The organism is Methylotetracoccus oryzae (assembly GCF_006175985.1).
Taxonomy (GTDB): Bacteria; Pseudomonadota; Gammaproteobacteria; order Methylococcales; family Methylococcaceae; genus Methylotetracoccus; species Methylotetracoccus oryzae.
The window spans coordinates 241,224-266,157 of the sequence record NZ_SRSH01000004.1; the positions used below are offsets into that span (position 1 = coordinate 241,224).

Below are 24,934 nucleotides of genomic sequence, written 5' to 3' on the forward strand. Positions count from 1 at the left end.
ATTCCTAGGGCACGGCAAAGGTGCTGATCAACAGCAGATAGGCGAAGGGATTCACATGCCGGATGATGTAGCCGACCTTGAACACCCCATTGCGTGGCACGTAGAGGACATCGCCTTCTTCGATGGCGACATTCCGAGTCGGGTGTTCCGCCCCCAGCAACTCCTCGACCGACAGTGACAGGTTCTGCTGTTTCCCCGGCCGAATCAGATGAATCTCGTCAATGTTTGCGTCCGTCGTCGGGCCACCGGCCTGGGCCAGAACGTTCATCAATGACATCGGCGGTGAATAGCGATAGATACCGGGTGCCTTGACTTCGCCCAGCACGAAGACCGAGGTCTCATTGCTGTCCGGAACGTACACGACGTCGTCACGCTGCAGGCGGATATTCAGCGAGGCGTCGCCGGTGATTAGACGCTTGAGGTCCAGCCACAGAATCCGCTCGCCGCGGATTACCGAGCAGCGGGTTGGAACCTGTTGTTTCTGGCCGCCGACCTGAGCCAACACTTCCAGCAGTGAGGGTGGTGTCTCGAACGGCAAAACGCCGGGCTTCTCGACATTGCCGATCACGATGATGCGGTTCGAGTTGTACTTGTCGACGCGCACCGTCGCGTAGACATTCCGGTAGTACGGAGCTAGAGCCATCGCGACGGCGTTGGCGGCCGCTTGGCGCGTGGAACCTCGCACCATTACCGGGCCGGCTACCGACAGGGTGATACGCCCATCAGGGCCGATGTGATGGGCTCCCGACAATTCCGGCCGCCCCACCACTTCGAGATAGATATCGTCCCCGTCTCCCAGAAGGTAATCGGAGGTCCGACCGGTTTCCTCCTCGAAGGCCCTGACTACCGAGTCTCCGGAGAGCTTGGTCAGGCGCTTCGGAGCTGCGAAGTTGTCCAGTGCGTCCGGGGTCGGATCAGGCACCGACTCCCATGACCCGCAAGCGGACAAGCCCGCGAGCAACGACAAGAAAACGAGACGGAGGACGCGGAACAGATGCTCGCGCAGACCAATCAGCAATGGCCACAGCGACGCCAAGCAAGCCCGCGCGATGCGCCAGCAAGATTCGCCCTGCCCTCCGGCCTGCCTTGTCCCCACCTGGGCAGCCCTTCCAAAAGTCGCTCAGGACTTCGTCAGCGCGGCGATTCCGGCTTCACGCGTCTGAAAAATCTCGAAGATCTGCTGCAGCCGGGTCAGTTCGATCAGGGACTGGATATTGGCGGTCGGTGCCGCCAGAACCATTCGACCCTGGCGACTTTGTGTCGCCTTGAACGCCGAAACGAGCACGGATAGACCTCCCGAATCCATGAACGTCGTGCCCGACAAATCCACGATCAGTTTGCCCGTACCCGTCTCCGCGATGTCTTTCAGCTTTCCTCGGGCCTCCGCGACCTCGGCGAGCGCCAGCCGGCCTGAAACCTCGACGATGTCGATGCCTTCATCGAGCCGATGGGTCAGCACCATGCCGTTTCTCCGTGTGTAATCGCCAACGGCGCATGATACCAACAATTGCCTAGGTAACGGGAGCGTTCCCCCTTAAGGCGCAGCCTGATCGGGCGACCTCGCGGGTCTGGTCGGCAGTTCCGGCGATGAGCCGGAACTCGACCGCCAGGATCTCCTCCTCGGCATCGAAGCGGCGTTTGAGCCGAAGCTCCGGCGCGACCAGTACGTCGTAGTGAAGACTGCCATCGGGTACGTTGCGACCCTGGGCCCGATGCAAGACGAACGGAGCCGCAGCCTCACCACACCAGACGATGCCGAAACGGTCATCGACATTGATCCAGTTTCCGGCAAACGCGGTGCGCCGGATGTCCAGGCCGAGCTGTCGGCCCAGGCGACTGATGATCCGCGCCAGCAATCCCGACTTGCCTCGGCCGAAAGGATTCGGCGCATGTGGGTCGAAGACGATCTCGGTCCGTCCATCCGGCGCATGGTAGACGCGTCGAAATCCGTTAAACCGGTCATTGGCAATCGCGAGGGTCAACCCCAGGGCGCTGCGAACATGAATCCGCCGTTTCGCCACAAAACGGCAACGGACCGTCGCCTCGCGGGCCTCGGGGTCGACATCGTACAGCAGGTGCTGATCGTACAGTGGCCGCGCCTGATGATCCCGATAGGCGACGATCCCTTCGACGCGAAAACCCGAGCGGGACGTGGTCATGGACCTTATCGCGACCGAATGTGCCGGCTCGTCGGCGACAATGCGGCCAAGCAGATTGTTGCCCTGCCACTCCGCCATGTCGTCCGCACCGATGGGGATGAACAAGGCGATCGGGAAGGGTGTGGTGAGGGTACGCCAGGAGAACGAGGCGAAGACATGTTCGCTGCGCGCAAATGCGACACCGCATTCGGGGCTGACATGGCATCCGCCGAGATTCCGTTGCAGCTGCGACAGTGGCGTCGGTTCCAACTGCGGGCGAAGCAGCGCATGTAATCGGTAGGCCAGCGCCAGATTGGCAAAACAGTCGGTCTCGTACTTGGCCGGCTGCCCATAGCGTATGGGGTCGGTGAAGCGTCGACCGAAGAAAGAACCATCCGGATTTTCGGCCTGCTCGCTCGCCAGGCACTGCACGCGGGCGGCCTCGATCGCCCGCGCATCGCCGTCCCGGTAGCGACTCTGGAGCAACACGAGCGCCGGCACGATGAAATACAGCCCATAGGTGTAACGCGCCCAATCCTTGCCGCTCACATACGCGAATCGGGTGTCCAGGAAGGTGGGTTTGACCCGCCGCCAAAGATCCTCGACGTGGTGAAAGAGTGCCTCCGGGACCGGCAGAGGGTCATCGCCGCCCGCGAGGGCGTAGAACGTCCAGGCAATCGACTGCAAGGGACTGGCTACGTAGCAGAAATGGTAGGCACCGTGATTCTCCAGCGTGTAATCGCTGTGCAGGTTCGTCGTATACACCTGATCGCGGATACGGCGACCATCGACCAGACGCTCGTCCCAGCGATCCTGCGGGACGGACAGCGTATTCATCGCGAACTCGATCAGCTTCTCGCGCCACGCGGTGGCGTGCGCGTGCGCGGGGAACAGGGCCAGCGCGGCGGCCAGGATCTCGGTGTCCCAGGCGTTCTCCTCGGCCTTGGTATCTTCGGCCAGGCCGCTCGGCACGATGCGCGGCAACTGAAGATCGGCCTCGAAGACGATCACCCGTTCGACATCGCGCCGCTCGTCCTCGGCCAGTTGCGGCCACAGCAGGCGCGCGCCCATTGCCATCCGCGTCGTCCACCAGGCCGACTGCCAGACGCCGCCCCATTGGCCACCATCCCCGCACCGACCCGCCCCGGTCCGATGGCCTTGCGTCATGTAGCGCAACGCCTTGCGGGCGTAACCGAGCATTTCTTCCTGAACCGGCGCGGCGGCGTCATCGGCGCACTGCGGATCCGTCGCCAGGAGTGCCGCAGTGAACACGACGTTACCCATCGCGCGCATACCGGCTTCACCGTGCGAAGGATCGCCGAAGTATTCCGGTTGGCCATCAGGCACCCGCCACCCGCGCCGCAGATAATCCGGGAATCGGCGCAGCATGTCCTGATAGTCGGAAAGGGCCGGGAATCCGGGACGAGAAGCCGAGGCGTTGGGTTGCGATGTCATGCTGTGTGGGGCCCTGGCGACGTGGGGAGCGACCGGTGAATGGGTGACGGATCCGTCATGACGGCTCGACCCGTGCGACGGTTGCAGCGGAGTAGGCAGTCCTCCAGTTTTCGAGTTCCTGTGCTGTCGCCGGCCATTCCGCATCCAGTTCGGCAACCAGCCGGCTCAAACCCGAGCCGTCGCGAGCCAAGGCCATCGTCTCGATGGCAAGCGCCAGTTCCGCCAGTCGGATCGCGCCGATCTGGCTGCTGCTGCCCTTGAGCCGGTGAGCAAGCCGGGCCAGGCGCTCGAAATCGCCCGCTGGCAGCGCTTGCTTGAGTTCGCGCAGGCTGACGGGCGTGTCGGTCAGAAACACCGTCAGGACCTGATCCAGCACAACGGCCCCCGACTCTCCCAGGTCGTCCAGCAAACCGGACAACACCGACCGCTCCACCCGCACCGGAAACTCATCTGGTGCCGCCACCGGCTGCGGCGTCGCAAGGGCGTCGCGTCTTGGCAAAGGTCCGCCCGCGTGCGTCGGCCGCGATTCGGCGCATCGCGCCAGGGCGTCGCGCAGTTTCTCAAGACTCAGGGGCTTGCTCAGATAATCGTCCATACCAACGGCCAGGCACTGCTCGCGATCCCCGGCCAGTGCATTGGCCGTGACCGCGACGATGTACGCGCGCCCCAGACCGGGATCGGCCTGCTCCCGGCGCCGGATCGCCTCGGTCGCTTGAAACCCGTCCATCACGGGCATCTGGCAATCCATGAAGACCACCTCGTAGGCGTGCTGCTGCATCATCTCGAGCGCCTGCTGCCCGTTGGCGGCGCAATCAACCTGGTACGCCAGCTTTTCCAGCATCATCACAGCCACGCGACGATTGACTTCATTGTCCTCGGCCAACAGCACGCGGCACGCCGGAGTCTCCCGATCGGGGCGAGGTTCTGCTGATGCGGCCAGCTCCGGATTGGCGCGGGAGTCCGCGCCCTCCCCCCTGTCGCCGGCGGGCTGAGACACGAAAGCCGAGAGACAATCGAACAACTGGGAACGCCCGACGGGCGCAACCAGATAAGCGTCGACCAGTGAATCCAGTTCATCGTGCTCGTCCGGCAAGTCGCCGGAATGCGTCAAAAGGACGAGCCGGGCCAGACCACGAGCCCGAATGCGCGTCGCGGATTGCACCGACATCAACGCTTGCTCAACGAGGATGATGCCGGAATGCCGCTGTTCCGGCTCCGCGGCACTACAGGCGAAAATCGCCTCGTCGAGGCTGCGGACCGAGTGGCAGTCGACGAACCAGGACGCCAGGGAATTTTCGAGCGTTGCGCGCAGATCCTCCTGGTTCACGACCAAGCAGACCTTCGCACCCTGGAACATGTTCACATTGGCGCGTGCGGCCGCTTGTTCCGCGGGCACCAGAGTCACCTGGAACCAGAAGCAGGAGCCCTTGCCCGGCGTGCTCTCGACCCCGATATCTCCCCCCATCAACTGCACCAGCTTGCGGGAGATCGCGAGCCCCAGGCCGGTGCCGCCGTAGCGCCGGGACGGGGTTGCGTCACACTGACTGAAGGGCTGAAACAAATTGCGCTGTTCGCGTTCCGGGATACCCGGGCCGGTGTCGAGAACCTCGAACCGCAGCGTGACGAGATCGCGGTGAGCATTCAGCCGCATGACGTGCAGCGTGACCTCCCCGCTCTCGGTGAACTTGACCGCGTTACTGAGCAGATTCAGGACCACTTGTCGCAGCCGGCCGGCATCCCCCCGCAGCGCTCCACTGAGGCGGGGATCGCAGCTCGACTGCAGACGCAGACCCTTCCGCCGGGCTTCGGGCCGGACGACATCAAGCGCCTCGCTCAATAGCGGAGCGAGATCGAAGTCGTCTTCCTCGAAGCTGATCGTCCCCGACTCCACCTTCGAGAAGTCGAGAATGTCATTGATGATTCGCAGCAGAGCGGAAGAACTGGTCTGGATAGTCTCGACCATTTCCCTTTGATCGGGCTGCAAATCGGTATGCGACAGCAGTTCCGTCATGCCCAGCACGCCATTCATCGGCGTGCGGATCTCGTGGCTCATCGTAGCCAGAAACTCGCTCTTCGCGCGGTTCGCCGACTCGGCTGCCTGCGCGGCATCCAGCATGATCTGTGCCGCCTTCCGCCGTTCGGTGATGTCGTTCAAGGTCCCCGAGACACCGCTCAGATCGATGCTGGCGTGCGCGGAGAATTCGACCCAACCGTAGCGCTGCGGGTGCATCCTGAGACGGCATTCGTCCAAAAAACTGGCAGACCCGTCACCGTCGACCACGTCCGCCAGCGAGCGGCGGAAGCGCGCACGATCATCCGGATGCAGAAAACTGACGATCGTCTTGCCAAGACTCTCGTCGACCGCCTGACCGGTGATCCGCGTCCAGGCCGGGTTCAGGAACGTCAGCCTCCCCGCTGCATCGGTCTGAAAGACCACCTCGCGGAGGCTGCCGACCAACAAACGGTAGCGGATTTCGCTGGCCTCGAGCGCGGCAGCGCTCAGGCGCCGTTCGGTTACATCGGACTCGATACCCATGAAATTCACGACGTTTCCGTCTTCGTCGCAAATTGGCTGGACCTCGATGGAAACCCAATATTCCCGCCCGCTCTTGTGGTAATTGAGCAATTCACAACGGAAGCCCTGCCCCGCCCTGAGCCGGGCGCGGATTTCCTCCAAGGCATCGCGGTCCGTGCCGGGCCCCTGCAGCACGCTGCCCGGCGTCTTGCCGCGCATCTCCTCCAGCGTATACCCGGTCATCCGTGTGAAGCCTTCGTTGACCCATTCCGTGCGACCGCGCGCGTCGGTCAATACCACGCCGTTGTCCGTGCCGGCCGCGACCAACGCCAGCTTGCGGGTCTCTGCCTCCTTGGCCTGCAAGCTGAGCTGGGCCTCCTGCAGCAATGCGTACTGCTGATTCAGGGCCGCGTTGGTCTCGCGCAACTGGGCCCGCTGGGCGGTCAGCTTGTCCGCGAGTTTGCGCACGTCGGCCAGCGCCATGGTATGGGACCTCACCACCTGGAGGAGATCGATGACCGGGTCGTGCAGCGGGAAATCCTCGACCGAAAGCCCGTGCGATCGGATCTCTGCCGTGTCCGTCAACCAAGGCGACCAAATCATCAGCAAACAGCCATTTTCCGGCTGTTCCAGTACATGTCCCCGTAAAGTCAGTTCGGACCCGATGCGCTGCCACAGCAACAGCTTTCCCGCCGACTCGCGCAACGCCGCGAACCCGAGCACAACCTGCGGCCGCTTCAAGGCAAAGAAGGTGGTCAGCACGGCACCGACCGGGACGTCCGGGCAAAGTCGAAGAAACGACCGGCCGGCTCTGGAGATCGTCATGTCGCTGTCGATAGCGACATGGAAAGGAAACAGCGATTCAAACTGCTCGCTCGACAGGCCTGGCGCAGGCTGCGATCGATCCCCGGTCGAAGTCATGGGTCCGCTCGGCAAATCGAATCAGGGCCACGCGAGCAGGAAAACATCATGATCCGCGCCCGCGTCCCGGCTCTGTTCCAGGGTCACGGACAGCTCGGTGTCGAAACGCGCGCCCAGACCATGCAGCAAACCGACCAGGAATGCGGTCAGACCCGAGCGGTGGGTCCGATAGTGAAGGCGAACCGAGTGTTCCGTCAGATCGGTGCATTCGAAGATCGGAGGCTGGAGTTTCGGGAATATCATCGCGACACGGGTATGAAAGCTGGGCAGATTCGACAGAAACTCCGGCAGCGTGTCACCGCAGGCGTCGAGTAACTCGCCATAGCCTTCCCGTGCCGTGCAGAGAATCCAGTGGCGGCCAAAATCTTCGAGGAGAGCCTGGGCCGGGAGGCCGGTGACCTCGGCCGCCGCCGTCACCAGGCCGAACGACATTTCGTCCGGGTACGGGTCATTACTGACGAACACGTCCACGTCGACCCCGGCGCGCGTCTTGATCTCCTCCCAGACGGCATCCCCCAGGCGCGCGCACACCATTTCTTCAAGCGCCTTGTTCACCATTCCATACATGGCCCGAGCTCCCATTTCGCCGGCATTCCCGCGTTATTGTGAACCAAGCGGAACCTGTGCGCCATGCGAACACCGTCCGCGGCAGCGCGCTTCCTAGCCGTAGCGTTCCGTGGCAAACTCCCACGCGCTGATCGGGGCTTCACCGACCACTCTCCCCCTCCCGGCGAGCCGAGCCGGTTCGTCAGCACATACGCCGTAGGCAACGGAGAATCTTTCCATGACGCTGCTGGATTACTTCGACCGCTGCTACGTGGTCAACCTGCCCGAGCGGGCAGATCGGCGGCGGGAAATGCAACAGGAACTGATCGAAGCGGGCATACCCTTCGCTCCCGGCCGCGTCGAGCTGTTTACCGCGGTGCGCCCGGTGGATGCGGGCCTCTTCCCGAGTCTGGGCGCACGCGGCTGCTTCGAGAGCCATCACCGCATTCTGCGACAAGCCCGCACGGAGGGTCTGCGCAATGTCCTGGTGATGGAGGACGACCTCACCATCGACCCCAGGCTGAGGGCTCATGCCGCGGAGATGATCGAGACGCTACGGACCAATGACTGGGGCTTCGTCTATTTCGGACATGCGCTGGAACAGGCAACGCCTTCCGGCGATCCGGCGCTGCTGCAGCCCTACTCAGGCCCGCTGATGACGACCCATTTTTACGGCATCAACGCAGCGATCTTCGACCGTTTGCTGGACTTCTTCGATGCCCTGCTGCAACGACCCCCAGGCCATCCGGACGGCAGTCCCATGCATGTTGACGGTGCCTATTCCACCTTTCGCAAGCAGAATCCCGACGTGCTGACCCTGATCACCGTGCCCAGCCTCGGCGGTCAGCGCAGTTCGCGCAGCGACATCTACCCGAATCGGTGGTTCGACCGCTGGCCGGTGTTCCGCGAACTGGCCGCGTTGGCGCGCCGCGTCAGGTCGCGATGGAAAGCCGGGCGGCGCTCCCCATGACCCGCCCGCGCGTTCTCCTGGTAGAAGACGAAGAAATCATCGCCCTCGTCATTCAGGACAATCTGATCGACGCTGGTTTCGATGTCGTTCTGGCGGGCGATGGACAGGAAGCATGGGAACGGCTGGTGGCCGGCGATCATGCCTTCGAGACCATCCTGCTCGACTGGGAAATGCCGCGGCTCGACGGGATGCAGTTGCTGCGACAGATCAAGGCCATGCCGGAACTGATGGACATTCCGGTGATCATGGAGACCGCTGTCACCGACCCGGCCAGCATTCAGGAGGGCCTGAACGCCGGGGCGCATTATTACCTGACGAAACCCTTCGACCCGAAGGTATTGATCAGCGTCGTCCGGGCCGCGACCGCGCAATTCCGTGAACACCGGCAGATGCTCGACCGGGTCCGATTGGCGCACCGGCCGTTCGAGCATCTGGAGAGCGGCATCTTCCGTTTTCGTTCGATCGAGGACGGATGCCTGCTGGCCGATTTTCTCGCTGCAGTATGCCCCGAACCGGAGACCGCGATCCTCGGCCTGCGTGAGCTGCTGATCAATGCCGTCGAACATGGCAATCTGGGCATCAGTTACGCCGAGAAAAGCCACCTGCTCTTCAACGACACCTGGCACGAGGAAATCGATCGTCGCATGAACCTGGACGAGAACCGCGACAAGCGGGTCCGTCTGCATTTCGAGCGTCGCCCGACCCAAATGGTCATCACCATCACCGACGAGGGGCAGGGCTTCGAGTGGCGAGACTATCTCGACTTCGATCCCAAACGCGCCTTCGATCTGAACGGTCGCGGCATCGCGCTGGCGCGCGTCAAGAGCTTCGACACCCTCGAGTATCAGGGGAATGGGAACAGCGTCGTGGCGACGATACGGCTGCCCTCCCCCTGACGAAACGCCGGACCAGAGCCGTCGAGATAAGGCGCGTTTTCGCCTGCCCTTACCGTTGCGGATCGCGGCGCCGGCAAAGGCACCGAGATTGCGAAACATCACGGCGCACCCAGATGGCGCAGCATGAGGCCGCGAGCCCCAAAAGCGATCAGCCCGGGCGCTGGGGTCTCTCAGCGAGTCAGACGCTTACGGAACGGCGCAAAAACTGCTTAGGGCTTAAGGAATATCGCTGGAACCATCAAACGGTCCCTGAGGCCCAGCCCGCACGCTTCTGAAACCGTACGAAAGTCGAGGACACCCAACCGTGGACGTCAAAAAGGCCATCGGGCTCACGCCTGCCGACTTGAACCCCGACGAATCGCGGCTACGCCGCCGTCACTTTCTGAACATCAATCTGACGCTTGCCGCAGCCGGTCAGCCAATCTGCCAACAGGTCAACACCGGTGATTTCATCAGCGTGGCCGAAGATCTCGTTCACTGCTACCGCGCCCAGTCGCGTCTCGTCCCCGACTACCTCTGTCCTGCCGACCAGCGCATCCAGACGTTCCTGGACGCCTATCTGGCCGATCTGCGCCTGCCGAATCCGCTGCGCCTGCCATCGAACACGCTGATCCTGCACCGGTTCGGCATCGCTCGCGAACTGTCGTTGCCGCCGGATGGCGACCGGTTCGAATCGGACATCATCAAGAGCTATCGAGTCCGCCAAGGCGTGCTGCACAACACGCTGCGCGACCGTCGCACCACGAAGGGCTCATTCCATATCGCCGAGGGGGGCCTGCCGATCCCCAGCGACAAGCGCGCCGTGCCGAAATTGGCCTTCGCCCGACTGTTGCAGGGAGCATTGAATCCTCCGCGCGACTTGCTGGGGCTGCCCTTCACCTGCCGCGAGGAAGAGCCGGCCGAGATTTTCGTATCCCTGTTGCTGCGACCCACGGTCAGCCCCGCCGTGCCGGGAGTCCTTCCGGAAAAGAGCATGGAGATCCGCTTCTTCGCGCCGGGCGGCATGGTATCCAACCTCGACTTCGTAGAAAGCATCTTCGGCAACGCCGGCAATCCCCACCTGCCGGAAAATGACGCCGGGCTGGACATCGACCATTGGACCGGGCATACCGGCTGCATCATTCTGGCTCCGCATCTCCTCGGCATGACCAAGAAGGAACTGGGACTGCCGCGCTACAGTCAGGCAACCGAACGCCAGCGCGCCGACCGAATGTGCTGGCAGGGCGAGAGCGAACTGTACAACGACGGCGAACCCTACAAGATCACCGCGCGTGATGCTTCGGGAACCATCGTCACGCTGATTACCGACAACTACTTCGGGTACTGCAAGAAGGAGGTCAAGACCCAGATCAGCTTTTCCGCGAATCTGTTCGGCCTGGCCGAAGAAGAACATGCGGGCGGAGCGCTGACCTTCGCCAGTCACAATCATGGCGAGGAATTCGGGGCCGACCCCCGGATCCGCCTGACCGACCACAACTTCGCCGATGTGAAGGCCCGCTTCGGCGACATCATGGACATCCAGCCCGAAGGCTATGGCATCGACAAGCGATTTCCGCAGTTGTGCTATCTGCCGGAGGACATGCAGGTCGATCTCAACAACCAGCGCATCAGTTGGCGGTTGGGTGACAGCACCCAGCGAATCCCGCTCCGCCCAGGCCAGGTCTACATGCATCCGACCGGCTACAAGATCGAGATGCGCAAGCATCCGTCGGCACCGTCGTGGCGACTGGTCGGCACCGATGCCGAGGGGCTGTTGTGCCACAAGCCCTGCACCGTTTCCGGCGGCGGCAAGTCGGAGATTTCCAAGTCCATCGACAATACGATTCTGTTCGGACCGGTCTTCGTCGCCGATCTGGAGCAGGACCTGGATTTCGTCGAATCGCTGTGCAACCGCGACTATAGCGATCGCTACCGGCCCGGCATGGGCCCGGACTACAGCAAGCGTCGCTGCACCCCGCTGCTCAGCCCGAAGCGCAGCCTCGGTTCCGTGATCAAACTGCTCAACCCGTCACCGAGCACCTTCACCGACGATTACAACGCCTGGCTCGAGACGATCCCGACGCGAATCAAGTCGATCGTTTTCATGATCAAGCGCTTCTATCGGCCGGAATGGGGCGCCGACTGGCGCAGGCACTTCGCCACCGACATCGTCAACGGCAGTCCCGGCCATGAGTTGAAGATGGACGACCGGGCACTGGTCGCGTCGTACTTGCGTATCGGTTTCGAACAGAATGGTTCATGGCGAGTGTTCAAGCTGCGTCAGGACTACATTGCCGCCGAAAAGCTGCAGATGGAGGACGACATCACGGCTTCGGTCGTGATTCCGACACATCAGTTGCGGAATCGTCCCCCGGCAATCGTGAATCCCAGCGTCAAGCTGACCCACAACTGCGAATACCGCCTGTTCCAGCGCCCCGACGATGCCGTGCACCGTGGCCTCGACCTGCAAGCCGAGCGGGATCTCACCCAAAGCGGCAACTTCATCTCCAATTTCGAACCGCTGGGTACCCGAGAGGTGCGGTCACTGGTGGACGACGTGATCGGCTTCAACCAGTACAGTCCGCCGATGCAGGAATTTCTGCAGGCCGCGGCCAAGTCCGGGGAGGGGTTCGCGGTCTCCTCCGCGCATCCACGGATCGTCGACGGAAAGCCGAGCAAGAATCCGCGCTATCTGCAGTTACGCCAGGATCTCGAAGACGAGTTCAAGCCTTATCTGGCCGAGATGGGGGCCCGCCTGAGCCGGCGTATACCGCTGCACGAACCGGTAATGTGGCCGGTCGGTGCCGTGCTGGCCGGCCGGCGCAACAATCCGCCCGACTGGAAATCCGGAATCCGACCGCTGTGCGTCTACAGCCCGATCCATTACCAGGAACTGCCCGAACTGTTCATGGACTTCATCTGCAGCCTGACCGGCAAATCGCCGTCGACGACGGGGGCGGGCAGCGAGGGCGCGCTGACTAAGGGTCCATTCAATGCCCTCCGGGCGACCGCCGACCTCAACGCGGCGCTGGTGTCCTACATCCTGACCGGCTACGGGGGCTTCAGCACCGCAGCTGGGCATGTGGGACCCCACTTCCGTGTCGATCACGACATCAGCCTGCTGGCGCCCGAAATCTGGTGCCGCCTGTCACCCCAGGCTCAGGATCCCGACTACCTGATCCGAGAAGGCTACCTGGAACCCGTGCTCGATTTCGAGCACGAGGGGAAAACCGTCCTGGCCAGTCGGCTCGGCTACCGCATCACCAGTCATTTCGTGCACCACCACTTCGGCAAGTTGTTCGACACCCCGTCGCTGGTGCTGACCGAGGAGATTCTCAAGCCGGAGAAGCAGGACCTCGCCTGCTTCGTGGACGGTATCGCCAACATCGTAGAAACCCAGCGGCGCGTTGCTCAGGAGTATCTGGACGACGGCAGTATCGACGAAGCCTGCCCCCCGCTCCGCGCGCTGCTCTACATCATGGCAACGGGGAGCTACGAAGGCAAAGGCGCGCATCACCCGGCGATCCGAGCGATGTTCACTCGAGAGAATCTGCTGGGGTCGGCCTGGTACCGGGAGCGCTTGCGCACCAAACAGGAGCGAGACATCGAGCTGTGGCGCAAACACGTGCTGTACCTGGAAAGCTTCCTGGACCAGCACCACCACACGCCCTACGCGGAGAAGCTGCGGATCATCGAACGCCTGGAAAGGGCACGCCGCACCCTGGCCGAAGTCAGCGACGCGGCCTACCCGGACCGACTCGTCGGGACGCTGGGAGCGGACCCGATGAAGCCACGGGCTACCGGACGCAAGACCTCTGCTCGGCGGAGCCGCGACGCCACGGCCGAAGCCTGAGCTCGGAACGAGCCCGGATGCCGCGCCCTGCAACGGAAAGGCGCGGCCCCTGGGCACGCGGGTACTGCGATACCCTGACGCCTCCGCCGGCTAGTGCGGGCAGCCCTCGAGCTTGATGATCGCGTAACCCTGGCTTGCGACATCCCGCCTGACGTCCTCGGGGGCTCCCACCGAGCTGTGACAAAAGCAGCAACTCTCCGCTCTGACCACAGCCGCGGACTCGCCGATGCCGGCGAGCCAGTCGCGAGCGTGAGCCAGGGCTTTTTCCTGGCTCTTCTCTGACAGGACGACGTCGAAATGCAGAATGCGGCCATTGCCGCTGACGGCATAGGTATCGAAAACATGGAACTGGGTCATGGGGTTCCTCTCGTGAGTGCTCGGCAAAGAACCAGTGTCGGCGACCGGAGGCCTCTCGGCGCTGGCTCCGACGCTTTCTAGTTCGCTTTCGAAACTAGATTGCCGCGATTGCTATTTCGTGTCAATCACGCCACGCGACGCCGAACACGGGCACCATCCTCTCAGACGTTTCTCACCAAGGCATCAGCTCGTGTAAAATTAGGGGCTTTTGCAAGCGGCCGCCACCATGCGCGAACTCAACCCCCTTTACCAGCAAACCAAAGATCTCAAGAGCCGCATAGAAGCTCTTAGGGGGTACCTTTGACTTCGACATCAAGCAGGAACGCCTCGACGAAGTCCTGAAGGAACTGGAAGATCCGAAGATCTGGGACACCCCCGACAAAGCGCAGAGCCTAGGCCGGGAACGCACGCAACTCGAAGGCGTAGTACATCGTCTGATTCGGCTCGGGCAAGGGGTGAGCGACGCCGCCGACCTGCTGGAACTCGCAGTCGCCGAGGACGACGAAGACACCGTGGAAACGGTCGCCGCAGACCTTGATGCGGCGGAAAAAGAGGTCGCCGGACTCGAATTCCGGCGCATGTTCTCGCGCGAAGCGGATCCGAACAACGCCTTCCTGGACATTCAGGCCGGATCGGGCGGCACCGAAGCCCAGGACTGGGCCGAAATGCTGGAGCGCATGTATTTGCGCTGGGGTGAGCGCCGCGGCTTCAAGACCGAACTGATCGAGGAGTCTCCGGGGGACGTCGCGGGCATCAAGAGCGCGACGATCCGCTTCGAAGGCGACTACGCCTACGGCTGGCTACGAACCGAAACAGGCGTCCATCGGCTGGTGCGGAAATCGCCCTTCGATTCGGGCAACCGGCGGCATACGTCCTTCGCGTCGGTCTTCGTCTCGCCGGAAGTGGACGACAGCATCGATATCGACATCAATCCGGCGGATCTGCGCGTCGACGTCTACCGTGCCTCGGGCGCCGGCGGGCAGCACGTCAACCGCACCGAGTCGGCGGTCCGGATCACCCACAATCCGTCCGGCGTCGTCGTGCAGTGTCAGAGTGAGCGGTCACAGCATGCCAACCGCGACCGCTGCATGAAGCAACTCCGCGCGAAGCTGTACGAGTTGGAGATGCAGAAGCGCAACGCCGAGAAGCAGGCCCTGGAGGCGACCAAATCCGATATCGGCTGGGGCAGCCAAATCCGCTCGTACGTTCTGGATCAATCGAGGATCAAGGACTTGCGTACCAATTGGGAAACCGGCAATCCGCAGGCCGTACTGGACGGCGATCTGGATCCCTTCATCGAGGAAAGTCTGAAGAGCGGCTTGTGACATGAGCGATACCCCCGACGACAACAAACTGATCGCCCAGCGACGCGAGAAGCTGGCGGAACTCCGCCAGGACGGCGTGGCATTTCCGAACGACTTCCGGCGCAACACGCTGGTCCAGGCGCTGCATGAACAATACGGCGAAGAGGACGGCGCGACGATCGAGACGCGTCAGGTCCGGGTCAAGGCCGCCGGAAGGCTGATGGCCAAGCGTCTGATGGGCAAGGCCAGCTTCACCCAGATACAGGACATGTCCGGCCGCATGCAGGTGTTCCTGCAGAAGGATGCCCTGCCGGATGGCGTCTACGAGCAGTTCAAGCAATGGGACATCGGCGACATCGTCGGAGTCGAAGGCACGCTGTTCCGGACCAAGACCGGGGAGTTGTCGATCAAGGCCACCGACATCCGCCTGTTGACCAAATCCCTGCAGCCCCTGCCCGAGAAGTACCACGGGTTGACCGATACCGAGACCCGCTACCGGCAACGCTACGTCGACCTCATCGTCAGCGAAGAAACGCGGCAGGTGTTCCGTCGGCGCGTGGAGATCATTCGCTATATCCGGAATTTCCTGAGCGACCGGGGCTTTCTCGAAGTCGAGACCCCGATGATGCAGCCGATACCCGGTGGCGCCCGAGCCAAGCCGTTCGTGACGCATCACAACGCCCTGGACATGGATTTATATCTACGGATCGCGCCCGAACTCTACCTGAAGCGGCTTGTCGTCGGGGGGTTCGAGAAGGTGTTCGAGATCAATCGGAGCTTCCGCAACGAGGGTCTGTCGACGAAGCACAACCCCGAATTCACGATGATCGAGTTCTATCAGGCTTACGCGGACTATCGCGACCTGATGAACCTGACCGAGGAATTGCTGCGGGGTATCGCGACGTCGCTGTTCGGCACGACACTGCTCGAATATCAGGGTCATCCCTACGATCTGGGACCTCCTTTCCGCCGCCTGACTGTCCTGGAGTCCATCCTGCTCTACAACCCGGACATCGCGCCGGGCGATCTGGCCGACCGCGAAAGTGCCGCGGGCATCGCGCGGGGGCTGGGAATTTCCGTCGCCGCCACCGACGGTCTGGGCAAGATCCAGACCGAGATCTTCGAGAAAACCGTCGAACATCGGCTAATGGAGCCGACCTTCATCACTGCATACCCGGCCGAGGTGTCACCCCTGGCGCGCCGTAACGACGAAAACCCGTTCATCACGGACCGCTTCGAGTTTTTCGTTGCCGGGCGGGAACTCGCCAACGGTTTCTCGGAGTTGAATGATCCGGAGGATCAGTCCGCCCGTTTCCGCCAGCAGGTCGAGGACAAGGCGGCCGGCGACGAGGAGGCCATGCATTTCGACGCCGACTACATTCGCGCGCTGGAATATGGGTTGCCGCCAACCGCCGGTGAAGGCATCGGCATCGACCGGCTGGTGATGTTCTTCACCGACTCCGCTTCGATACGGGATGTCATCCTGTTCCCGCAGATGCGCCCGGAGCTCTGAGAAAGCGGCGCCGACAGCAGGGCGGCCTCCAGCGGCCGCTCGCGGATTCCCAAAAGCGTCACATTCAGACCAGAACCAGCAATAGCAGGGCCCCGGTCCACAGAAACATCCACCCGCCCATTATCGACATGGCTTTTGCGATTTCCGCAGGAGTCTCAACGATGCTCAGCGCCTGCATGGTCACGCCTTGGCGTTCTTGACTGTTCATGATGGCTTCTCGCGTCTCGTCCATTTGCTCTCGATGCTGCATGTTTCATACCCACCGCCTCAGGCGCTTCGAGGGACGCCGATCGGGTAGCTGCTCCTTGCCATTCAGCTGGAAGCCCGCAAGCCCCAAGGTTACCGCTTGAGCCGCCCACCGTCCACGGCCGGCGAACCCACCGGCCAGACCGGCGCCAAGCACGGACACGGGGTACGACGCTGACCGTCGCGCTGACGGAAGGGGTGGCGATCTGCCGCTGCCGACTGCTGCACACGGACCGCATGGGGAATTTTTCACTGCAGACGACCAGGCCGCGGCTTTATGATCGCCCACAGTCAAGACGACGAGTGAGGGACACGGATTGAACCCTTTCCGTTTTTTGCTTTCCTAGACTTTGCTCGAAAGACGTAGCCAAGCAAAAAGCATTACGGCCATGAACAACGAACAACTGCAACAACAACGACTGGAACGTCTCCACAAGCTCGTTGCCTGGGTCAATGAAGGGTACGGGAATGCGCTCCGCCTCTACGGCGCGAACCATCCGCTTACGCGCAGTTGGCTGAAGGAAAAGCTCGATATCGAGTGGTTTACCGAGCATGAGGAAGACAGCCAGCATCAGACTTTCGCCTGATACGCGATCATCCCGTCGCCATACGCCGCGAGTGAGTGGCCGCTTTCGGGGGCTCAACGTCTCCAGGCCGCTCGCTAACGGGGCGCTCCCGCCGATCCGCCCGTCTGACCAGGCCATCCGCTCAGAGCTCGCCGCTGATCCACAGCATCACTTCGTTCGCACCGCGCGTGTCCTGATTCACCAGGTTGAAGCTGTGCGCGTAATCGAGCATGACCATCGTGTCGCCTATGAAACCGGTACTGAGGCGCGCGCCCATCCACGGCAGCAACTCGTTCGAGCGCCTGAGCTCGCCGCTGGCGGTCGGACGATACGGATCGAGGTAACCGACGCCGCCATGCGCGGAAAGATAGGAGAACCAGCTCAGCTCCCATCGGTACTCCAGCGCTCCGATCAAATAGTGTTCGGGATAGAATTCCCAGATCGACGTGCCGGGTAGCACGGGCATGGCCGATGCTCCGTATTCCATTCCCATCGCATTCGGCCCTCCGCCCACCCGGATCGCATTGAACCGGTCGACATTGTGTCCCACTGCACCGTGCAACCAAGCCACCATGCGATGCCGCTCGCTGTCCACGAACGGGATCCCGCCACTGGCCACGGCATAGGCATTGACGATCGAATAGTGCTGGCCTTCGTTCTTCGAGAACGAATACCCAGGGGTTCCCCAATCGTCCCAATCGGTCCGGAAGCCCTGCACGAAGTCGGCGCCGGCTGCGTAACCGGCATGTGGCAGAGACAGCAGGTTCCGCTCCAGGCCGTCCCAGCGCACCACCAGCCGGTTACGTAGTTCGAAAGTGCTGCGGGGCAGCACCATGTCGGCAGCCGTTTGGCTGCTGCGGCCCGAGTAGAAATATCCAGGCTCGACCACCCAGTTGATCTGCCACATGTTATCCGAGCGTCCGTTCTCCAGCGACTGGCGATAGCCGAGCGTGAAGCCGGGGCGCACGAAGCCCCAGTAGATCTGCTGTGACTTGTCGGTCACGCCGTCATAAACCTCATTCCAGGCTTCGGGCAGCGTGAAGTTGTTGAATGTGAAACCGAACTCGAAGTCGCCCCAGTCCTCGGGCTTCAGACTCCAGAAAACGTTGTTGTAAACGCCGGCGATCTCAGCCCGATAGAGATGCCGCTCGTCGGGATGCCGCCACAGGTACAACGCTCCCGCCGGCAGCACCAGCCGACCCGTGGGCGCGGGCGCCTCGAACTGGGCACCCAGCTTCCACGCGGTCACGTGACGCGGATCCCGTGCCGGAACGACGACTTCCTCGCCGAAGAGATGGGTCCGGAAGCCCTCGCCCAGGCGCGGCGTGCGGTAGGACTCTGCTGTTGAATCCAACTCGGGCAGTTCCCGGGCTGACAGAGGGGTCTCTGCCAGAGTGATATCCGCGCCTCCCGAGTCTGCGACAAGGGCGGCCAAAAGCGCCAGACAGCACGGTTCGACGTTTCCGACGTGCGGCATACGTCGCCTTGATGGAGACCTGTTTCGCACGGCGCCACCTGCCCGTCGAGCACTCCATCAGGCGAATCCATACAGGGCCAAAGCGAGGCCCGTGACCGCCAGCATCGCCGCACGGACTGAAGTCCCGAAATGTGCAAACCGCAGGACAGCAATAGATAGAGGCGCCACACTCCGGAGCAGTAAGACGCCCTCGGTCGCGCAGCACCAGAGCCGCCGTGCCGCGATGCCCAGGCCCACCAGCAGCGCGCCCATTCCGCCCCAGGCAACGATGACCTGCGCCGTGCGGTGCGAGAGTCCGAATGCGCCCTCGAGTAGGCTTTTCAGGGCAATTTCTATCCAGCCAACGATGACATGTAACACGCTACCCATCGCCGACAGGGTTGCGTCGGGAAAGAACCACAACATCGCCGTCAGAAGACCGAGCCATAGCGCACGGGATCGAAGGGCCTCCGCCAACGCTACGGTACTCATTGCCGACCATCGATTCCCGCTGACGCCTGACTTCATTAATGCCTCCCGTCCGTTCAGCCACAACGCCCCTCGCCCCATCCGGCGCGGAGCGCAAGTCGAAATGCCAATCATCGTGCGCCGGAGCAGGCAGTGATAACGGGTCTGCAGATCCCCAGCCACGGGGAAGTTGACGGCTACCGGCCACGAGTCGCCTAGACACTATCAGCCGGAAAAACGTTGATCAAATAGATACTATTGAATTTTTACTTTTAGTAACTATATCGCTGACCAGCTCAGAACGGCTCGCGGGCGACGCTCGGCGACCAGGGGACAACACCAAGGTCGGTCAAGCGGCTGCCGGCCGGGGCGAGGTCACCAATTCTCTGACCACCTGATTGGGAAAGCGGCGATTCGGAGTTATCGCATAGAAACACTCCCTAAGCCCCGGCACGCGACAGCGCTCAATCAGCGTGCCGTTCAGCAACTCATCTTTGACGACGACCGGCGGCACCAGCGTCACGCCGGCGCATTCCCGTGCCAGCAACCGTAACATCGCCATATCGTCGACCTCCGCCATGATCAACGGCCTGATCCCCGCTTGATCCAGCAACAGATCGAAAGCCGCCCGTAGATCACTTTCCAGGGTGGGCAGCAACAGTGGTGTCGTCCGCAGTCCCTCCGGGTAGCGGAAGTCGTCCAACCCGGGTAACGGTCGGCTGACCAGACTAACCGGCTGCTCATCGATCAGGTGGCTGTGCCAATTGACCTCGGCATCCCGCCTCAAGGGCACGTTGGAAAGGATGAGGTCCAGCGCATGAGCCTGCAGTTGCGAGCGGAGCTCGCGCAGGCTGCCGGAACGCACCACCAGCTCAAGGCCTGGGCGGCCCAGGACGGGACGCAGCAGATCGAGTTGAAAGTTCCGGGACAGGGTCGCCACAGCACCAACGCGTAGCACCTGCCGCTGACCGGCAGGCCGGTTCTGCAGGGTGCTCAGCAGTTCCTCGCCCGCCCGGAAGATCGTATTCGCGTACTCCATCGCAATCTGGCCAGCCTCGGTCAGGACCAGACGGCGATTCTCCCGGTCGAAAAGCGCCTGTCCGATACTCTCCTCCAACTGCTTCAGCTGAATGCTCAGCGCGGACTGGGATACATGCAGGCGCTCTGCGGCGCGGGTCAGGCTGCGCTCGTTGGCGATGACCCAGAAGTACCGGAGGTGCTTGTAATTCAAATTTTTCGTCATTTATAGAATAGATTTCATTTTTCTTTTTCATATATTGGATCAAATATGACGTCGTTGCTAGCCTATTCCGAACCTCATCGGTCATGGGAGAGCAACCATGTTTTTTGCAGAGTGTTTTCGTCACCCCTACAGCGGACACCCGCCGGTAGGGCAACCGCGGCAAGCCAAGGGAAACCGGTTCCAACGGGACCTCGTGCCGGGTTTCCGGTGCGGAACCGAGGTGGGCTGCCAATGAACGCCTGGCTGCACGGATCCACGGCCTTATCGCCCCTGCTGTTGATGGCATCGGCTCTCGTACCCAGCCACTGGGCGAACCGTCACGCCCGCACCATGGCGGTCGGTTCCGAGATCCTCATGTGGATCGCCTTCGCCGCCGCAAGCCTCGCCGCGATGGCGCAGGCACTCCCGGGCACACTGGAGAACGGAACCGCGATAGCGGTGACTTCGGCCTTCGCGCCGGTCGCGTATTTCGACGCGCTGACGGCCGTGATGCTGCTGCTGGTGTCCTTCATCGGAACCGCAGTGACACGCTACGCGCGCAATTACATGGACGGCGACCCGGAGCAGGGGCACTTTTGCAAGTGGCTTTCCGTCACCATCGGCGCCGTGCTCGGAGTCATCGTCTCGGGCAATCTGCTCTGGTTCACGCTGGCCTGGATGTTGACTAGCCTGAGTCTGCACCGGTTACTGACCTTCTATGCCGACCGCCCCGGCGCCCTGCTCGCAGCACGCAAAAAGTTCCTCATCAGCCGCCTCGGGGACGCGGCGCTAATCATCGCGATGGTATTGATCTACCGTGAATTCGGAACGCTGGAATTCGCCCCGATCTTCGCGACAGCGGAACTCCTGGGCAGTGCGTCAAATGCAGCCGCCCCCGCGCTATCGGCCGCCGGGCTGACGACGATCAGCGCTTTGTTGATCGCCGCTGCCGCGCTCAAGTCGGCACAGTTTCCATTCCATTCCTGGCTGCCCGAAGTCATGGAGACACCGACGCCGGTCTCCGCTTTGATGCATGCGGGCATCATCAATGCCGGCGGATTCCTCGTGGTCCGGATGAGCCCCGTCATCGTGCTGTCGCCGGAGGTGCTGAGCGGGCTCGCGGTGGTCGGAGCGGCGACGGCGCTCTACGGCTCACTCGTCATGGTGACCCAGACCAGCATCAAGAAGGCCCTGGCGTTTTCGACGGTGGCCCAGATGGGATTCATGATGCTGCAGTGCGGGCTGGGCGCCTTCTCCGCCGCGATCCTGCATATCGTTGCCCATTCGCTATACAAGGCCCACGCCTTTCTGTCGACGGGTAGCGTCGTCGATCTGGCACGCGCCTCCTGGGTTCAGGTGGCGCCGAAAAACCAGACCGCCGGTCCGCTGCTGGCCGCGTTTGCCGGCGCGCTGGCGCTTAGTCTCGCCTCGGCCCATGGCTTCGGCGTATCGCCCGCAAGCGAACCGGGCGTCGTGGCGCTGGGCGCGGTGCTCACGCTGGCCGTGACCTTCCTGCTGTGGAAGTCCGCCGGCGCTCATCCCGGGTACGGGACGGTCGCCCGCGCGACGGCGGTCGCGGCCTGTGTCTGTATCGGCTACTTCGCGCTGCAGACCGCTTTCGCCCATCTGTTGCGCAGCGCCCTGCCTCCTCTTCCGCCGCGAGCCAGCGATTTCGATCTGACCCTTACAGCGGCAGTAACCATGCTGTTTGTCACGATGCTGCTGGTGCAGAGCCGACTTCCCGGCCGCATCGACAACCCCTTGTGGCAGCGTCTCTACGTGCACTTCTACAACGGCCTCTACATCAGCACGATCGCCAACCGGGTGATCGAGCGGATCTGGCCGTTGCCCTCCGCATCCGAACCCTCATCGAACTGGGAGTAGCGCCATGCCACCTCGCGAGAATGCCGTCATCACACCCTTCGTCGCCACCGAGCCGGCGCTCGAAAACCACAGACTCAGCGCGTCCGCGCCGGTCCCTTCGGTGTCGCCGCGACTCGAGGCAGCGATCCGCTCCGCCTGCATGCGGATTGCGCCACTATGGCCTTTGAAGACCTTCGTCGCCGTGAATCCGTTCCTGGGCCTGAGCGACCAAACCTATTCCGAGGCCTGCCGAACCGTCTACCGCAATGCGCACGGCGAATTGCTGATGCCGGCGGATTTCTATCTCGCGCAAGTCGAACGTGGCTGGATCACTGAAGGGGACCTGCAGCGGGCGATCGATGAGCATGGACGGTCGATGCCGGACCCGATTGCCGAGGGCGGGGCGGCACTCACTCCGACCCGTCTGATCGAGCGACTGCGCGTGCTGCAGAGGATGCCGCCGAGTTCCTCTGCAGGACGCTTTCGAACCGTAGCCGATGCCCTGGATGCCGGCGGACGCTGGACACGCCTGACCACCGAGGAAATATCGAAATGGTGTGCGGCGCACTTCGACGAGGGCCAGGCTTCATGGCAGAGTCCATGGCGGACCTGCAAACCTTATGTCTCATGGCGGCGCACCGCGCAATTCGACCGCAACGCGGAACTGAGCGGCCTGCGGCGTTTCCGTCGCCACATTGCGCAGCTGCCCTTCGACCCGCTGATCGCGATCGGACGGGTCATGGCCGTGCTTGAGGTGCCGGAGGGGTCATTCGTGGACTTCCTGCATCGCGCATTGATGTCGATCTCCGGGTGGAGCGCGTATGTCCAGTATCGCGTCCGCGAGCGCAATCGCCCGGAACAAGAGGACGACTCGCTGCTGCAGCTGCTGGCGATCCGCCTCGCTTACGACTACGCGCTGTTCATGGAATTCGGGGAAGACCTGCCCGACCGGTTCTGGCATCCGTCCGGCGCGGGGGAGCGCGACGACACACCGGCATCGTTACTTCCCGAGTCCGGCTTGTTCCCGCGCCACCTTGCGCAACAGGCCTACGAGCACGCCTTCCACCGGCGCACCATCGAGCGACTCCGGACCGCGAATGCTTGCGACCGCTCCATTCCTTTCGCTCATGGGCAACGCCCCGAGGTGGCCGCCGTCTTCTGCATCGACGTGCGCTCCGAGGTCTTTCGCCGCGCGCTGGAGAGTCAGTCGCAAGGCATTCGCACCCACGGCTTCGCCGGTTTCTTCGGCGTCCCGATCGAGTACGTGCCACTCGGCCATAACCACGGGCCGGCGCAGTGCCCGGTACTGATCAAACCCCGCTTCCGCGTGCGGGAAACGATAGCCGGGGCGGGGCCGCGCGAGGTCGAGCGGATACTGAGCAAGCGCATCGGTCGCAAGCGGGCGGCACGCGCCTGGAAGGCGTTCAAGTCATCCGCCGTTTCCTGCTTCTCCTATGTCGAGACCTTCGGGTTGCTGTTCGCGCCGAAGCTGGTCAGCGATACCCTCGGCCTGACGCGACCCGTCGCGCCGCCGAGCCAGGACGGCCTGGAACGACGCTTGATCGATCGTCTCGGTCCCACGTTGGACTTCCAGCCCGCGACCGACAGCGGCTCCATTCACCGGATGCCCTCGGGGATCTCCCGGGAGGACCGCGTGGAGCTGGCACGGAACGCGCTGCGCGGCATGGGTCTCACCGGGCAGTTCGCGCGCCTGGTTCTGCTCTGTGGACACGGCAGCACCACGGTCAACAATCCCTATGCTGCAGGGCTGAATTGCGGCGCCTGCGGCGGCCACAGCGGTGAGGCCAATGCCCGCACGGCGGCAGCCATCCTGAATGATCCCTGGGTGCGAGCGGCACTCGCCGATGAGGGGCTAACGATCCCGCCCGATACATGGTTTCTGGCCGCACTCCATGACACGACCACCGATGCCGTCACGCTCTATGACCCGGACCGGGTACCGTGGTCTCATCGCGACGATCTCGTCCGGCTGCGGCAATGGCTGGATGCGGCTTCAAGGATCGCGCGCCGTGAACGCGCGCCACGCCTCGGCATCACCGGGACGAATGCGGAACAGCTTGACCGACGGATCGAGGCCCGGAGCCGCGATTGGTCGCAGGTCCGCCCGGAATGGGGCCTAGCCGGCAACGCGATCTTCATCGCAGCCTCGCGCGACCGCACCCGGACCCTGAATCTTGAAGGGCGGGCCTTCCTGCACGACTACGACTCGGCCACCGATCCGGACGGTTCGCTGCTCGAGCTGATCATGACCGCACCGATGGTCGTTGCGAGCTGGATCAACCTCCAGTATTTCGCTTCGACCGTGGACCCGGAACTGCTCGGCAGTGGCAACAAGACGCTACACAATGTGGTGGGAACACTGGGGGTATTCGAAGGCAACGGCGGCGATCTCCGGGCGGGCCTGCCCTATCAGTCGGTACACGACGGCCAGAAGTTCGTGCACGAGCCGCTCCGGCTAATGGTCTTCATCGAGGCGCCGACCGCAGCCATCGACCGCGTCATCGCCCGCCATGCCCACGTACGGGAGTTGGTCGCAAACGGCTGGGTCCATCTGTTCGCCATTGCGGATGAAGGCAAGCGTTATCTGCGCCACGGAGGTTCGGTAGAATGGCAGCCAACTTGTTGACCGAAAGCTGGCCCCGACA

Annotated in this window: 18 protein-coding genes; 8 read left to right on the forward strand and 10 right to left on the reverse strand. The window is 62.8% G+C overall.

The window, feature by feature from the left end:
* Positions 1–4: 4 nt before the first annotated feature.
* The 5 genes from BWR02_RS06280 to BWR02_RS06300 all read right to left on the reverse strand — a co-directional run bounded on the left by BWR02_RS06280 (position 5) and on the right by BWR02_RS06300 (position 7,596).
* The gene (locus BWR02_RS06280; RefSeq protein WP_236101979.1) at positions 5–922 is read right to left on the reverse strand and encodes an SLBB domain-containing protein; all 918 of its coding nucleotides are present in this window, start codon (positions 920–922) and stop codon (positions 5–7) included.
* A gap of 198 nt (positions 923–1,120) precedes the next feature.
* Positions 1,121–1,462, reverse strand: a complete 342-nt coding sequence (locus BWR02_RS06285) for an STAS domain-containing protein (protein WP_139556884.1) — start codon at positions 1,460–1,462, stop codon at positions 1,121–1,123.
* A gap of 49 nt (positions 1,463–1,511) precedes the next feature.
* Positions 1,512–3,593, reverse strand: coding sequence for a hypothetical protein (locus tag BWR02_RS06290; RefSeq protein WP_139556885.1), 2,082 nt, complete (start codon positions 3,591–3,593; stop codon positions 1,512–1,514).
* Between the two features lie 55 nt (positions 3,594–3,648).
* Positions 3,649–7,029, reverse strand: a complete 3,381-nt coding sequence (locus tag BWR02_RS06295) for an ATP-binding protein (protein WP_139556886.1) — start codon at positions 7,027–7,029, stop codon at positions 3,649–3,651.
* Positions 7,030–7,050: 21 nt separating this feature from the next.
* The gene (locus BWR02_RS06300; protein ID WP_139556887.1) at positions 7,051–7,596 is read right to left on the reverse strand and encodes a heme NO-binding domain-containing protein; all 546 of its coding nucleotides are present in this window, start codon (positions 7,594–7,596) and stop codon (positions 7,051–7,053) included.
* A gap of 217 nt (positions 7,597–7,813) precedes the next feature.
* Between BWR02_RS06300 and BWR02_RS06305 the strand changes: the two genes are divergently transcribed.
* The 3 genes from BWR02_RS06305 to BWR02_RS06315 all read left to right on the forward strand — a co-directional run bounded on the left by BWR02_RS06305 (position 7,814) and on the right by BWR02_RS06315 (position 13,273).
* Complete coding sequence (locus BWR02_RS06305) at positions 7,814–8,545, forward strand: glycosyltransferase family protein (RefSeq protein WP_236101983.1); 732 nt, start codon at positions 7,814–7,816, stop codon at positions 8,543–8,545.
* Positions 8,542–9,441 (forward strand): response regulator, encoded by a 900-nt coding sequence (locus tag BWR02_RS06310; protein WP_139556888.1) that lies wholly within the window; start codon positions 8,542–8,544, stop codon positions 9,439–9,441. Before BWR02_RS06305 ends, BWR02_RS06310 begins: the two co-directional genes overlap by 4 nt.
* A 304-nt stretch (positions 9,442–9,745) precedes the next feature.
* Entirely contained in the window at positions 9,746–13,273 is a 3,528-nt protein-coding gene (locus BWR02_RS06315; RefSeq protein ID WP_139556889.1) for a PPi-type phosphoenolpyruvate carboxykinase family protein, read from the forward strand.
* 90 nt (positions 13,274–13,363) lie between these two features.
* On the opposite strand, the gene BWR02_RS06320 is transcribed toward BWR02_RS06315, so the two are convergent.
* On the reverse strand, positions 13,364–13,630 hold the full coding sequence (locus BWR02_RS06320) for a DUF2024 family protein (RefSeq protein WP_139556890.1): 267 nt from the start codon (positions 13,628–13,630) through the stop codon (positions 13,364–13,366).
* 226 nt (positions 13,631–13,856) lie between these two features.
* On the opposite strand from BWR02_RS06320, the gene prfB reads away from it, so the two are divergent.
* Positions 13,857–14,955, forward strand: a protein-coding gene (prfB, locus tag BWR02_RS06325) for a peptide chain release factor 2 (protein ID WP_139556891.1) whose coding sequence is annotated in 2 segments (ribosomal slippage) — positions 13,857–13,931 and positions 13,933–14,955 — 1,098 coding nt in all. Because the reading frame shifts where the segments join, the coding sequence is not laid out codon by codon here.
* Between the two features lies 1 nt (position 14,956).
* Entirely contained in the window at positions 14,957–16,447 is a 1,491-nt protein-coding gene (gene lysS / locus BWR02_RS06330; protein ID WP_139556892.1) for a lysine--tRNA ligase, read from the forward strand.
* Between the two features lie 64 nt (positions 16,448–16,511).
* Here lysS and BWR02_RS20815 read toward each other — a convergent pair whose 3' ends face one another.
* Positions 16,512–16,655, reverse strand: coding sequence for a hypothetical protein (locus BWR02_RS20815; protein WP_162560044.1), 144 nt, complete (start codon positions 16,653–16,655; stop codon positions 16,512–16,514).
* A 427-nt stretch (positions 16,656–17,082) separates the two neighbouring features.
* Between BWR02_RS20815 and BWR02_RS06335 the strand changes: the two genes are divergently transcribed.
* Complete coding sequence (locus BWR02_RS06335; RefSeq protein WP_139556893.1) at positions 17,083–17,280, forward strand: hypothetical protein; 198 nt, start codon at positions 17,083–17,085, stop codon at positions 17,278–17,280.
* Between the two features lie 121 nt (positions 17,281–17,401).
* On the opposite strand, the gene BWR02_RS06340 is transcribed toward BWR02_RS06335, so the two are convergent.
* From BWR02_RS06340 to BWR02_RS06350, 3 genes are all read right to left on the reverse strand, one after another.
* On the reverse strand, positions 17,402–18,613 hold the full coding sequence (locus BWR02_RS06340) for a hypothetical protein (RefSeq protein WP_139556894.1): 1,212 nt from the start codon (positions 18,611–18,613) through the stop codon (positions 17,402–17,404).
* 180 nt (positions 18,614–18,793) lie between these two features.
* Positions 18,794–19,243, reverse strand: coding sequence for a hypothetical protein (locus tag BWR02_RS06345; RefSeq protein WP_139556895.1), 450 nt, complete (start codon positions 19,241–19,243; stop codon positions 18,794–18,796).
* Between the two features lie 289 nt (positions 19,244–19,532).
* Positions 19,533–20,426 (reverse strand): LysR family transcriptional regulator, encoded by an 894-nt coding sequence (locus BWR02_RS06350; protein ID WP_139556896.1) that lies wholly within the window; start codon positions 20,424–20,426, stop codon positions 19,533–19,535.
* Between the two features lie 231 nt (positions 20,427–20,657).
* On the opposite strand from BWR02_RS06350, the gene BWR02_RS06355 reads away from it, so the two are divergent.
* A complete protein-coding gene (locus BWR02_RS06355; RefSeq protein WP_139556897.1) occupies positions 20,658–22,289 on the forward strand; it encodes a proton-conducting transporter transmembrane domain-containing protein in 1,632 nt (543 codons plus the stop codon).
* Between the two features lie 4 nt (positions 22,290–22,293).
* Positions 22,294–24,915 carry a YbcC family protein gene (locus BWR02_RS06360; protein WP_139556898.1) on the forward strand — a complete coding sequence of 874 codons (2,622 nt, stop codon included), beginning with the start codon at positions 22,294–22,296 and terminating at the stop codon, positions 24,913–24,915.
* Positions 24,916–24,934: the final 19 nt, after the last annotated feature.

Coding starts and splice junctions, on each gene's coding strand:
- BWR02_RS06345 (WP_139556895.1), bottom strand. CDS start 19,243: ATGAAGTCAGGCGTCAGCGGGAATCGATGGTCGGCAATGAGTACCGTA.
- BWR02_RS06320 (WP_139556890.1), bottom strand. CDS start 13,630: ATGACCCAGTTCCATGTTTTCGATACCTATGCCGTCAGCGGCAATGGC.
- BWR02_RS20815 (WP_162560044.1), bottom strand. CDS start 16,655: ATGAACAGTCAAGAACGCCAAGGCGTGACCATGCAGGCGCTGAGCATC.
- BWR02_RS06285 (WP_139556884.1), bottom strand. CDS start 1,462: ATGGTGCTGACCCATCGGCTCGATGAAGGCATCGACATCGTCGAGGTT.
- BWR02_RS06290 (WP_139556885.1), bottom strand. CDS start 3,593: ATGACATCGCAACCCAACGCCTCGGCTTCTCGTCCCGGATTCCCGGCC.
- BWR02_RS06305 (WP_236101983.1), top strand. CDS start 7,814: ATGACGCTGCTGGATTACTTCGACCGCTGCTACGTGGTCAACCTGCCC.
- BWR02_RS06355 (WP_139556897.1), top strand. CDS start 20,658: ATGAACGCCTGGCTGCACGGATCCACGGCCTTATCGCCCCTGCTGTTG.
- BWR02_RS06335 (WP_139556893.1), top strand. CDS start 17,083: ATGAACAACGAACAACTGCAACAACAACGACTGGAACGTCTCCACAAG.
- BWR02_RS06300 (WP_139556887.1), bottom strand. CDS start 7,596: ATGTATGGAATGGTGAACAAGGCGCTTGAAGAAATGGTGTGCGCGCGC.
- BWR02_RS06360 (WP_139556898.1), top strand. CDS start 22,294: ATGCCACCTCGCGAGAATGCCGTCATCACACCCTTCGTCGCCACCGAG.
- BWR02_RS06295 (WP_139556886.1), bottom strand. CDS start 7,029: ATGACTTCGACCGGGGATCGATCGCAGCCTGCGCCAGGCCTGTCGAGC.
- BWR02_RS06310 (WP_139556888.1), top strand. CDS start 8,542: ATGACCCGCCCGCGCGTTCTCCTGGTAGAAGACGAAGAAATCATCGCC.
- lysS (WP_139556892.1), top strand. CDS start 14,957: ATGAGCGATACCCCCGACGACAACAAACTGATCGCCCAGCGACGCGAG.
- BWR02_RS06350 (WP_139556896.1), bottom strand. CDS start 20,426: ATGACGAAAAATTTGAATTACAAGCACCTCCGGTACTTCTGGGTCATC.